Origin of the sequence: Paraburkholderia phenazinium, from assembly GCF_900142845.1 — a bacterium.
Classification (GTDB): Bacteria; Pseudomonadota; Gammaproteobacteria; order Burkholderiales; family Burkholderiaceae; genus Paraburkholderia; species Paraburkholderia phenazinium_A.
The window spans coordinates 645,579-657,916 of the sequence record NZ_FSRU01000002.1 but is presented as its reverse complement, the minus strand read 5'-3'; the positions used below and the strand labels follow the sequence as shown (position 1 = coordinate 657,916).

Sequence of the window (12,338 nt, the reverse complement as noted above, 5' to 3'; positions counted from 1 at the left end):
GCGAGAATTTTAGTCGAGTGAAGTATCCACCGAACAGCCGCATTCAGTAAAGCAGTCTACCTGCCACCGCTTTACGTCGTGCCACAGTGCGGGTAAATTTTGTAACTGACTGTAACCCGCGAATTGATGCAAACTCGCACCACTTTGTAATCGCGCTAAGATGCCGACCATGGAAACCAAAAACCCTTCGAAAATCCTCGTCGTCGATGACGATCCGCGTCTGCGCGATCTGCTACGCCGCTATCTTGGCGAACAGGGCTTCAACGTCTACGTCGCCGAAAACGCGCCGTCAATGAACAAGCTCTGGGTGCGTGAACGTTTCGACCTGCTGGTGCTCGACCTGATGCTGCCGGGTGAAGACGGGCTGTCGATCTGCCGGCGTCTGCGCGGCAGCAACGACCGCACGCCGATCATCATGCTCACGGCCAAGGGTGAGGATGTGGACCGTATCGTCGGCCTCGAGATGGGCGCCGACGACTATCTGCCCAAGCCGTTCAACCCGCGCGAGCTGGTGGCACGGATTCACGCGGTGCTGCGCCGCCAGTCGCCGTCCGAGTTGCCGGGTGCGCCGTCCGAGACCACCGAGGTCTTCGAGTTCGGCGAATTCGCGCTCAACCTCGCTACCCGCACGTTGACCAAGGCCGGCCAGGAAATCCCGCTGACCACCGGCGAGTTCTCCGTGCTGAAGGTGTTTGCCCGTCATCCGCGTCAGCCGCTGTCGCGCGAGAAGCTGATGGAACTGGCGCGCGGCCGCGAATACGAAGTGTTCGACCGCAGCCTCGACGTGCAGATCTCGCGTCTGCGCAAGCTGATCGAACCCGATCCGGGCAGCCCGCGCTTCATCCAGACCGTCTGGGGTCTTGGCTACGTGTTCATTCCCGACGGCGCAGCCTGAGCTTGTTCGCGCTTTCCGTTTCTGTTTTCAGATAAGAAGGGCCCATGCGGATCGACCGGCGCCTCCTGACGCTCGCGTTCGGCGGCCTTTTCTGGCGGACCTTTCTGTTGATCGCACTGTTGATCGCAGTCAGTCTCGCCGCCTGGTTCCAAAGCTTCCGGGTGATCGAACGCGAGCCGCGCGCGCAGCGCGTGGCCTTGCAGCTCGTCGCCATCGTCAAGCTCACGCGAACCGCACTCCTCTATTCCGATCCCGACCTGCGGCGCGCGTTGCTGCAGGATCTGGAGAGCAATGAAGGGGTGCGCGTGTACCCGCGCGAAACCACCGACAAGTACAAGCTGCAGCCGGACGAGTCGCTCAACCGGTTGATCGAACACGACATCCGCGGGCGCCTCGGCGACGACACGGTGATTGCGCAATCGGTCAACGACATCCCCGGCGTGTGGATCAGCTTCAAGATCGACGATGACGACTATTGGGTGGCGCTCGACCGCGATCAGCTCGACAACGCCACGGGCCTGCAATGGGCCGGCTGGGGGGTGTTCGCGCTGGCGCTGTCGCTGTTCGGCGCGGCCTTCATCACGAGTCTGGTGAACCGGCCGTTTGCGCGGCTCGCCATGGCGGCCCGCAAGGTGGGCTCGGGACAATCGCCCGAGCCGCTGCCCGAGCGCGGCATGGGCGTCGCCGCCGAAACCAACCGCAGCTTCAACCAGATGGTGCAGGACCTCGAACAGCTCGAGGCCGACCGGGCGCTCATGCTGGCGGGCATCTCGCACGACCTGCGCACCCCGCTTGCCCGTCTGCGGCTCGAAACCGAAATGAGTCCGTCGGATCAGACCACCAAGGACGCGATGGTCGACGACATCGAGCAGATGGACATGATCATCGGCCGCTTCCTCGATTACGCGCGCCCGGTGCAACGCGTCCCGGAACCGGTCGACCTCTCCGTGATCGCCCAGGAACTGGCGGCGCGCATGTCGTCCGAAGACGGCATGCGCCTGATCACGCGTCTGGCGCCGTCGGCGGTCATCGAGGCCGACGAAACCGATATGCGGCGCGTGATCGGCAACCTGCTCGAGAACGCGCGCAAGTATGGGCTGAGCGAAGGCGATGGCATTCCGCACGTGATCCTCGAGACGCGCGTGTCGCATTCGCGGGTCGAACTGTCCGTGGTCGACGAAGGACCGGGAATTCCGGAAGACCAGTTGGCCCTCGTGACCCGGCCGTTCTACCGGGTCGATTCGGCCCGTACCCAGGCCAATGGCACGGGCCTCGGCATGGCGATCGTGCAACGCCTGGTGGGCCGCTATCGGGGCGGTCTGCGCCTGCGCAACCGGACCCCCGGCCCGGGACTCGAAGTCACGATCGAGTTTCCGCTCGCCAAAGGCGCCTGAAACACCGGCTGCGGCTTCCGCGTCCCCAATGACGCATGCTGCAGCGCATGATCGCATTTTCCCGCCGCGCAACGGTCTTGCCGTGAAAGGTTCGGAAAGGGTGACATTTGAACCGGCTATCGGCGCAGTGAAGAAAAACTATCCGACTTGTTAGTTAAAAGCTATTGCTGCGATGCATCAATAGAGTTATAATTATGTGTGTGTAACGTATTCGTTACAGCGAGCAGGTAGCTTGAACAGGCTGTATTTCCAACTCATTGGCAACCTTTCACAGGAGTATTCCGCATGAAAACCGTTGGCGACAAACTCGAAGCTTTCACCGTCACCGCAGCCAAGCCGGGCTTCAACAATCACGAAGAAAACGGCGTGTCGGCGTTCGAAGAAATCACCGAACAGTCGTTCCCGGGCAAGTGGAAGATCATTTACTTCTACCCGAAGGACTTCACCTTTGTGTGCCCGACGGAAATCGTCGAATTCGGCAAGCTGGCGAACGACTTCGCAGAGCGCGACGCGGTCCTGCTGGGCGGCAGCGTGGACAACGAATTCGTGAAACTGGCATGGCGCCGTGAGCACAAGGACCTGAGCAAGCTGAACCACTATGCGTTCGGCGACGTCAAGGGCGAGCTGATCGACCAGCTGGGCGTGCGCGACAAGGAAGCAGGCGTGGCGCTGCGCGCAACGTTCGTCGTCGACCCGGACAACACGATCCAGCACGTTTCGGTGAACAACCTGAACGTCGGCCGTAACCCGGAAGAAGTGCTGCGTATTCTGGACGGTCTGCAAACGGACGAACTGTGCCCGTGCAACCGTGCAGTTGGCGGCGCAACGCTGTAAGCATTGCAGTCGGAAGCCCGCTAAGCTTGAAAGAGCCAGCGGGCTTTTTTATCGGCAACCTGATAGGAGATATCAATGGAATTCTTGTCTGCGATTAAAGCACTTGTTCCTGATTATGCTAAAGACATTCGTTTGAATCTGGACGGCACGATTGCGCGTTCATCGCTGGAAGGCACGGATGCGGTGGGTGTTGCGCTGGCGGCGGCGTTTGCGGCGAAGAGCGCGGTGCTGGTCGATGCGATTCGCAATGCGGGGGTGTTATCGGCTGAGGAAGTCAATGGCGCGCTGACGGCTGCTGCCTTGATGGGGATGAACAATGTCTGGTATCCGTATGTGGAGATGACTGACAGTGCGGATCTGAAGTCGCAGCCGGCGGGATTGCGGATGAATGCTTATGCTTCGCATGGTGGCGTGGATAAGCGGCGGTTTGAGATGTATGCTCTCGCGGCTTCTATTATTGGCAAGTGCCATTTTTGCGTTAAGTCGCACTTTGAGACGCTTGTTGCTGAGGGGATGAGTTCTACTCAGTTGCGGGATGTTGGGCGCATTGCGGCTGTTGTTAATGCTGCTGCTCAGGTTATTGTCGCTGAAGGGAAGTAAGCGGTTTTTCACTTTCAGTTGGGACGCTGCGCGGTTTTTCTTTTGCGTGGCGTCTTTTTTGGTTTTTATTTGGGTTTTTTGCCTGTGCGGCGCTTTGGTTGTTCTCTTGGGGTGTTGGCCTTTCCTTGCATTCTTAGTGGTCTATTAGCTTCGCCCCTGTGCGGGGCGGCACTTACTTTCTTTGCCGCCGCAAAGAAAGTAAGCAAAGAAAGCGGGCTGCAACCGCTAGCCCATAGTGAGCCGTCTCAATAAATCACGGGAAACGGCCCAAGACAAGACCCGCTCTCGCATTTCCCCCGCTCGTGACACAGCGCTCATCCATCCCACTCCGCACTCCGTGCGTCGCGGTTGGGTCTGCCTGGGAACCCCGCTTGTGCAGCAAAGGTCTTGAGCCAAGATGGTTAGAATACCTACAGAGTTTGCCGAAGGCGTCGTGCCCTGCGGCGGGGCGCGTAGCGCGACGCTGGAACGGATGACTGCTTTGTCACCGCCGTATGAGGTGCGAGAGAGCAACTTGTCTTGGGCCGTTTCCGGTGGTGGACCTAGATGGCTCACTAAACGCTGGCGGTGTGAGCCCGCTTTCTTTGCTTACTTTCTTTGCGGCGGCAAAGAAAGTAAGTGCCGCCCCGCACAGGGGCGAAGCTAATAGACCACTAAGAATGCAAGGAAAGGCCAACACCCCAAGAGAACAACCAAAGCGCCGCGCAGGCAAAAAAAAGCCAGTCACTTCCTGATTAACAAAACAGCAGCCTGCGCCTCAATCCCTTCAGCCCGACCGAGATACCCAAGTTTCTCATTAGTCTTAGCCTTAACATTAACCTTATCAAGCGGCAGCTTCAAATCCTCAGCAATATTAACCCGCATAGCATCGATATGAGGCGAAAGCTTCGGCGCTTGCGCAATCACCGTACTATCCACATTCCCAATAGCAAACCCAGCCTGCGCAACGCGCGCCGCGCACTCACGCAATAAAACCCGCGAATCCGCCCCGGCAAACTTCGCATCAGTATCCGAAAAATGCCGCCCAATATCCCCCAGCGCGGCAGCGCCAAAAAGGGCATCGGTAATCGCATGCAACAACACATCCGCATCGGAATGCCCTAGCAAGCCCTTCTCGTATGGCACCGTCACCCCGCCAATAATGAGCGGCCGCCCCTCGACGAGCGCGTGCACGTCATACCCTTGTCCAATTCTGAAATCCATAGCGTGAAGTCCGGTTATCAACAATGAAACTCTTCAGGAAGCCGCCGGCCGGCTCAGGATCGCCTCGGCCAGGTCGAAATCTTCCGGATACGTAACCTTGAAATTGCGTAAGCTGCCCTGCACCAGTCGCGGCGCGTAGCCCAGCCACTCAATCGCGCTCGCCTCGTCCGTCAGGTCGTGACCGTCCCGCTGCGCCTGCAAAATCGCCTCGCGCAACATGCCAATCCGGAACATCTGCGGTGTCTGCGCCTGCCACAAGCCGTCGCGCGGCTCGGTCCGCTCGATCCGCGCGCCGCTGTCCGGCGCAATCCGCTTCAAGGTGTCCGCCACCGGCAGCGCCATGATGCCGCCCACCGCGTCGTCCTTCAGCGCGCCGGTCAACGTGCGGATCAAGCCAGGCGTAATGCCCGGCCGCGCGGCGTCGTGGACCAGCACCCAGTCGTCGTCGCGGGCACCGAATTCGACCAGCGCGTGCAGGCCGTTCAGCACCGACGCCTGGCGCGACGCCCCGCCGCAGCGGCGCACCGCGAAACGCAGGCCGGCAAAGCGGCGGGCGTCGAAATGCTGGTCGTCTGGGGCAATCACCACCAGCGTCTGCGCGAACTCGCTGCACGCGTCGAACGCGGCCAGCGAATAGTGCAGCAGGTCGCGACCGGCTACAGTGCGATATTGTTTGGGCATCGCGGCGCCGGATCGGCTGCCGGTGCCTGCGCACGGAATCAGAGCAAAAAGACGTGAAGTCACTGGTGCGGACGCCGCGAAGTCAAAGTAAAGGACGGATTTTATAATAGGTCCTTCGCATCCACGCCATGACACGCGTAAACTTGCCGCTCACGTGTGACCCACCGGCCGCCTTTTCCCTTCTATGCCAGACATCGCCGCATCATCGCAGTCCTCTTCGCCCGTCGCGCTCGTCAAGGCCGGCCAGCGTTTCGCCTTCGACGGCACGCACGGCTCGTCCGATGCGCTGCTCATCGCCCGCTACCACCTCGCCTACCGCGATCAGGTGCCGCTCCTCGCCGTCGTCTGCTCGAGCGCCGTGGACGCCCAGCGCCTCGCGCAGGAAATCGGCTTCTTCGCGCCCGACGCCCGGGTGCGCCTGCTGCCCGACTGGGAAACGCTGCCTTACGATACCTTCTCGCCTCACCAGGACCTCGTCTCCGAGCGTCTCGCCACCCTGCACGACCTCGGCGAGGGCCGCTGCGACATCCTGCTGGTGCCGGCCACCACCGCGCTCTATCGCATGCCGCCCGCCTCCTTCATGGCGGGCTACACGTTCTCGTTCTCGCAAGGCGAGCGTCTCGACGAAGCCAAGCTGAAAGCCCAGTTGACGCTGGCCGGCTACGAACACGTGAGCCAGGTCGTGCGTCCGGGCGAATATTGCGTACGCGGCTCGCTGCTCGACCTGTTTCCGATGGGCTCGCCGCTGCCCTACCGGATCGACCTGTTCGACGATCAGGTCGACTCGATCCGCGCCTTCGACCCCGACACGCAACGCAGCCTCTATCCGGTGAAGGACGTGCGCCTGTTGCCCGGCCGCGAATTCCCGTTCGACGAAGCCGCCCGCACCGCCTTTCGCAGCCGCTGGCGCGAGGTGTTCGAAGGCGACCCGAGCCGCGCGTCGATCTATAAGGACATCGGCAACGGCGTGCCGTCGGCGGGCATCGAATACTATCTGCCGCTCTTCTTCGAGGAAACCGCGACGCTGTTCCACTATCTGCCTGAGCGCGCCCAACTCGCCTTCGTCGGCGATCTCGATGCGGCCATCAAGCGCTTCACGAACGATACGAAGCAGCGCCACAACTTCCTCTCGCACGACCGCGACCGGCCGATTCTCGAACCTCAGCGCCTGTTCCTCTCGGACGCAGACTTCTTCACGCTCGCCAAGCCGTTCGCGCGTCTCGTGCTGCCGGGCAATGCCGGCGGCGGCTGGTCCACGCCGCTGCCAAACCTCGCCATCGATCGTCACGCGGAAGATCCCGTCGAAGCGCTGCGCGGTTATCTGGAGAGCACGCCGAACCGCGTGCTGTTCGCCGCCGAATCCGCGGGCCGGCGTGAAACGCTTCTGCAACTGCTGGCCGACAATCATCTGCGGCCCACTTCGAGCGACAGCTTCAACGACTGGCTGACCGGCGACGAACGTTTCGCGCTCGGCGTCGCGCCGCTCTCCAGCGGCTTTGCGGTGCCGGCCGAAGGCATCGCCATCGTCACCGAAACCGAACTGTACGGCCCGCTCGCGCGCCGCTCCGGAAGGCGGCGCCAGGAACAGGCCAGCAACGTCGATTCGATGGTGCGCGACCTGTCCGAGCTCAAGGTGGGCGACCCGGTCGTGCATTCGCAACATGGCATCGGCCGCTACATGGGTCTGGTGACAATGGATCTCGGCGAAGGCGAAACCGAATTCCTGCACCTCGAATATGCGGGCGAGAGCAAGCTGTACGTGCCGGTCGCGCAGTTGCACGTGATCTCGCGCTATAGCGGCGCCGACCCCGAAAGCGCACCGCTGCACTCGCTCGGTTCGGGCCAGTGGGAAAAAGCCAAACGCAAGGCCGCCCAGCAGATTCGCGACACCGCCGCCGAACTGCTCAATCTGTATGCGCGACGTGCAGCCCGTGAAGGTCACGCGTTCAAGCTCGATCCGCGCGACTACGTGAAATTCGCGGAAAGCTTCGGCTTCGAAGAGACCCCCGACCAGGCCGCGGCGATTGCCGCCGTGATCGGCGATATGACAAGCGGCAAGCCGATGGATCGGCTCGTCTGCGGCGACGTCGGTTTCGGCAAGACCGAAGTCGCGTTGCGCGCGGCCTTTATCGCCGTGATGGGCGGCAAGCAGGTCGCACTGCTCTCGCCCACCACGCTGCTCGCCGAACAGCACACGCAAACCTTCACGGACCGCTTCTCCGACTGGCCGGTGCGCATCGCCGAACTGTCGCGCTTCAAGTCGACCAAGGAAGTCAACGCCTCGATCCATCAGATCAACGACGGCAGCATCGATATCGTGATCGGCACGCACAAGCTGCTGTCGTCGGACGTGCAGTTCAAGCGTCTCGGCCTCGTCATCATCGACGAGGAGCACCGTTTCGGCGTGCGCCAGAAGGAAGCGTTGAAGGCGTTGCGCGCGGAAGTCGACGTGCTGACGCTCACCGCCACGCCGATCCCGCGCACGCTCGGCATGGCGCTCGAAGGCCTGCGCGACTTCTCGGTCATCGCCACCGCGCCGCAAAAGCGGCTCGCGATCAAGACCTTCGTGCGCCGCGAAGAAGACGGCGTGATTCGCGAAGCCATGCTGCGCGAGCTGAAGCGCGGCGGCCAGGTCTACTTCCTGCACAACGAAGTCGAGACGATCGAGAATCGCCGGCAGATGCTCGAAGCGCTCGTCCCCGAAGCGCGTATTGCGGTCGCCCACGGTCAGATGCACGAGCGCGAACTCGAACGGGTGATGCGCGATTTCGTGGCGCAGCGCGCCAACGTGCTGCTCTGTACCACCATCATCGAAACCGGCATCGACGTGCCGAGCGCCAACACGATCCTGATTCACCGCTCCGACAAGTTCGGCCTCGCGCAGTTGCACCAGTTGCGTGGCCGCGTGGGCCGCTCGCATCACCAGGCGTACTCGTATCTGCTGGTGCACGACCCGCAAGGCTTGACCAAGCAGGCACAGCGCCGTCTCGAAGCAATCCAGCAGATGGAAGAACTCGGTTCGGGCTTCTATCTGGCCATGCACGACCTCGAAATTCGCGGCACCGGCGAAGTGCTCGGCGACAAGCAATCGGGCGAGATCCAGGAGATCGGCTTCCAGCTTTATACCGACATGCTGAACGACGCCGTGAAGGCGCTCAAGGAAGGCAAGGAACCCGATCTCACGGCGCCGCTCGCGGCCACCACCGAGATCAACCTGCACGCCCCGGCGATTTTGCCGGCCGATTACTGCGGCGACGTGCAGGAGCGTCTATCGCTCTACAAGCGCCTCGCAAACTGCGAACATAACGACTCGATCGACAGCATCCAGGAGGAACTGATCGACCGCTTCGGCAAGTTGCCGCCGCAAGCGCACGCACTGGTCGAAACGCATCGTCTGCGGCTCGCCGCGAAACCGCTCGGCATTTCGAAGATCGATGCCGGCGAAACGGTCATCGGTCTGCAGTTCATCCCCAACCCGCCCATCGACGCGATGCGGATCATCGAGATGGTGCAGAAACACAAGCACATCAAGCTCGCCGGGCAAGACAAACTGCGCATCGAAACGCGCACGCCGGATCTGGCGGTGCGGGTGGCAACGGTGAAGGAGACGCTGCGCGCACTCGGCTCGCCCACGCGGGGAACCGCTACTACCGCCGCGGCACGCTGAGCGGCGACAACGCGTGACCATGCTGCGGTGCGCAAGATACGCACCGCAGCATATTGGTGGTTTGGCCGGCCCAGCGTTTTTTCGGTATGATCGAAAGACTTAAAAGCCGGAGTCTTGTCATGTCTCACGTCGCTGAATCAGCACGTTCCGCACAAACGCCCGCATCGTCTGCCTCATCTTCTGCGCACGGTTCCTCCCCCGCTTCGCTTCCCTGGGTCACCCGCCTCGTCTCGATGGATACGGTGAGCCGCAATCCGAATCTCGGCCTGATCGAAACCGTGCGCGACGAACTGCGTGCCCTTGGCATTGAAGGCACGCTCACACACGACGCCAGCGGTAAATGGGCGAATCTGTTCGCCACCATTCCGGCGCACGACGGCGAGACCAACGGCGGCATCGTGCTGTCGGGTCATACCGATGTCGTGCCGGTCGACGGCCAAAGCTGGGACAGCGATCCGTTCAAGCCCGAAATTCGCGGCGACAAACTCTATGGCCGCGGCACCTGCGACATGAAGGGCTTCATCGGCGCAGCGCTGACGCTCGTGCCGGAAATGCAGCGTACGAAGCTGGCCAAACCGATTCACCTCGCGCTGTCGTTCGACGAGGAAGTCGGCTGCGTGGGCGCGCCGCTTCTGATCGCAGACCTGATGAAACGCGGCGTCAAGCCGGATGGCTGCATTGTGGGCGAGCCGACCAGCATGCGGCCCATCATCGCGCACAAGGGCATCAATGCGTACCGCTGCTGCGTGCGCGGCCAGGCCGCGCATTCTTCGCTGACGCCGAAGGGATTGAACGCCATCGAGTACGCCGCACGCCTGATCTGCTACATCCGCGACATGGCGGACCAGTTCCGCGAGCAAGGCCCGTTCGACGAGCTCTACGACGTGCCGTTCACGACGGCGCAGACCAGCACCATCGAAGGCGGCAACGCAATCAATACGGTGCCGGCCGAATGCCGCTTCCAGTTCGAATTCCGCAATCTGCCGACGCTCGACCCGGAGCCGATTTTTGCGCGCATCGATCAGTACGCCCGAGAAACGCTGCTGCCGAAGATGTTGCGCGAACACGCATCGGCTGCCATCGAGTTCTCGAAGATTGCCGCGGCGCCTGGGCTCGATTCGTCGGAGCAGGCGGCCATCACCCAGCTCGTGCGCGCCTTGACCGCGGATCAGGACAAACTCAAGGTCGCCTATGGCACCGAAGCGGGGCTCTTTTCGCTGGCCGGCATTCCAAGCATCGTGTGCGGCCCTGGCGATATCCAGCAGGCGCACAAGGCCAACGAATTCGTCGCACTCGAACAGCTCGCCGCCTGCGAGCGTTTCCTCGGCAAGTTCATTCACAGCATGTCGGTTGACGCACACACACGTTGAGTCTGCACGCCTAGGATTGAATCGAATCCGGTAAAGCTGAATGGACAAAATCGTACTGAACTGAACCAGGCTGCCCGACTCAAAACATCACAAAGGCTTTCTCCACACGCCATGTCCACCGCCACGCCGCAGCATACCGACCACACGATCGACGGCGAGCCGATTCCCACGCTCGACGACATCGCCTCGCAGCATTTTGCGTTGACGCCGTGGGTTGCACGCACGCCGGTGTTCGACAAGCTGGACTTCCCGTCGCTGGAAGGCACGGTGGTGAACTTCAAGTTCGAACTGCTGCAGGCGGGCGGCAGCTTCAAGACGCGCGGCGCGTTCACCAACCTGCTCGCGCTCGACGAAGCGCAACGCAGCGCGGGCGTCACCTGCGTGTCGGGCGGCAATCATGCGGTCGCGGTCGCTTATGCCGCCATGCGGCTCGGTATCGGCGCGAAAGTCGTCGTGTTCCGCTCGGCGAATCCGGCGCGCATCGCTTTATGCCGCCAGTACGGCGCGGAAATGGTGCTGGCCGAGAACGCCACCGAAGCGTTCGAGATCGTACGGCGCATCGAGGCCGAAGAAGGCCGTTACTTCGTGCATCCATTCAACGGCTACCGCACCGTGCTGGGCACCTCTACGCTCGGCTACGAGTGGGCCACGCAAACGCCGGATCTGGACGCCGTGATCGTGCCGATCGGCGGTGGCGGTCTCGCCGCCGGCGTCTCCACCGCGCTGCGCCTCGCCAATCCGCGCATCCACGTGTATGGGGTCGAGCCGGACGGCGCGGACGCGATGGGCAAGAGCTTCGCCGCCAACCATACGATCAGGATGGGGCACATGTACAGCATTGCGGATTCGCTGATGGCGCCGCATACCGAACAGTACAGCTATGAATTGTGCCGGCGGCACATCGACCGGCTCGTCACGGTCACGGACAACCAGTTGCGCTCGGCCATGCTGACGCTCTTCATGCAACTGAAGCTCGCTGTGGAGCCGGCCTGCGCGGCCGCCACCGCGGCCCTGCTCGGCCCCTTGCGCGAGACCCTGCAGGGCAAGCGCGTCGGGGTGCTGCTATGCGGCACCAACATCGATCCGGTCAGTTTTGCGGCCCATCTCGAACGGGCCCGCGCACTCGAGTCATAGTTGCTCAAGTGATCGTTTCAAGGCTAAAGCACTACCCTATCCTCCTGACGTTGGCTATCATGGCGCCATCGACTTCAAGGAGGAATCCCAATGAGCATGGTCAAGGAGTTCAAGGAGTTTGCCCTCAAAGGCAACGTGATGGATCTTGCGGTCGGTGTGATTATCGGCGGCGCGTTCTCCACGATTGTTAATTCGATTGTCAAAGACCTGATCATGCCGGTCGTCGGTCTCGCCACCGGCGGTCTCGACTTCTCCAACAAATTCGTCCGCCTGGGCGACATTCCGGCTACCTTCAAGGGTAGTCCCGAGTCGTACAAAGACCTGCAAACCGCGGGTGTGGCCGTGTTTGGCTATGGCTCGTTCATCACGGTGCTGATCAACTTCATCATCCTCGCGTTCATCATTTTCCTGATGGTGAAGTTCATCAACAACCTGCGCAAGCCCGCCGCCGCGGAAGAGCCGGCACCTGCCCCGACGCCGGAAGACGTGCTGCTGCTGCGCGAGATCCGCGATTCGTTGAAGAACGCACCACGCTGAGGGATCGCTGCGCCTCACGGGGC

The 12,338-nt window shown here is 61.8% G+C and carries 10 protein-coding genes; 8 read left to right on the top strand and 2 right to left on the bottom strand.

Annotated elements, in window-relative coordinates; all coding sequences use genetic code 11:
- The first annotated feature begins 160 nt into the window (after window positions 1-160).
- The 4 genes from ompR to BUS12_RS20015 all read left to right on the top strand — a co-directional run bounded on the left by ompR (window position 161) and on the right by BUS12_RS20015 (window position 3,723).
- Window positions 161-895, top strand: a complete 735-nt coding sequence (ompR, locus tag BUS12_RS20030; RefSeq protein ID WP_006048917.1) for an osmolarity response regulator transcription factor OmpR — start codon at window positions 161-163, stop codon at window positions 893-895.
- A gap of 44 nt (window positions 896-939) precedes the next feature.
- Window positions 940-2,289, top strand: a complete 1,350-nt coding sequence (locus BUS12_RS20025) for an ATP-binding protein (RefSeq protein WP_074298593.1) — start codon at window positions 940-942, stop codon at window positions 2,287-2,289.
- A gap of 285 nt (window positions 2,290-2,574) precedes the next feature.
- Window positions 2,575-3,123, top strand: coding sequence for a peroxiredoxin (locus BUS12_RS20020; RefSeq protein ID WP_074298591.1), 549 nt, complete (start codon window positions 2,575-2,577; stop codon window positions 3,121-3,123).
- A gap of 75 nt (window positions 3,124-3,198) precedes the next feature.
- Window positions 3,199-3,723, top strand: a complete 525-nt coding sequence (locus BUS12_RS20015; RefSeq protein WP_074298588.1) for a carboxymuconolactone decarboxylase family protein — start codon at window positions 3,199-3,201, stop codon at window positions 3,721-3,723.
- A 723-nt stretch (window positions 3,724-4,446) separates the two neighbouring features.
- On the opposite strand, the gene ispF is transcribed toward BUS12_RS20015, so the two are convergent.
- Together ispF and ispD are read right to left on the bottom strand one after the other, a co-directional pair.
- Entirely contained in the window at window positions 4,447-4,926 is a 480-nt protein-coding gene (gene ispF / locus BUS12_RS20010) for a 2-C-methyl-D-erythritol 2,4-cyclodiphosphate synthase (RefSeq protein ID WP_074298586.1), read from the bottom strand.
- Window positions 4,927-4,959: 33 nt separating this feature from the next.
- Window positions 4,960-5,670 (bottom strand): 2-C-methyl-D-erythritol 4-phosphate cytidylyltransferase, encoded by a 711-nt coding sequence (gene ispD / locus BUS12_RS20005; protein WP_074298584.1) that lies wholly within the window; start codon window positions 5,668-5,670, stop codon window positions 4,960-4,962.
- 121 nt (window positions 5,671-5,791) lie between these two features.
- Here ispD and mfd point away from each other — a divergent pair, with 121 nt between their 5' ends.
- The 4 genes from mfd (at window position 5,792) to mscL (ending at window position 12,315) form a co-directional block, all read left to right on the top strand.
- On the top strand, window positions 5,792-9,274 hold the full coding sequence (gene mfd, locus BUS12_RS20000) for a transcription-repair coupling factor (protein WP_074298582.1): 3,483 nt from the start codon (window positions 5,792-5,794) through the stop codon (window positions 9,272-9,274).
- A 119-nt stretch (window positions 9,275-9,393) separates the two neighbouring features.
- On the top strand, window positions 9,394-10,644 hold the full coding sequence (gene argE / locus BUS12_RS19995) for an acetylornithine deacetylase (protein WP_074298580.1): 1,251 nt from the start codon (window positions 9,394-9,396) through the stop codon (window positions 10,642-10,644).
- A gap of 111 nt (window positions 10,645-10,755) precedes the next feature.
- Window positions 10,756-11,778, top strand: a complete 1,023-nt coding sequence (locus BUS12_RS19990) for a threonine/serine dehydratase family protein (RefSeq protein ID WP_074298578.1) — start codon at window positions 10,756-10,758, stop codon at window positions 11,776-11,778.
- A 90-nt stretch (window positions 11,779-11,868) separates the two neighbouring features.
- Window positions 11,869-12,315, top strand: a complete 447-nt coding sequence (mscL, locus tag BUS12_RS19985) for a large conductance mechanosensitive channel protein MscL (RefSeq protein WP_074298576.1) — start codon at window positions 11,869-11,871, stop codon at window positions 12,313-12,315.
- Window positions 12,316-12,338 lie beyond the last annotated feature (23 nt).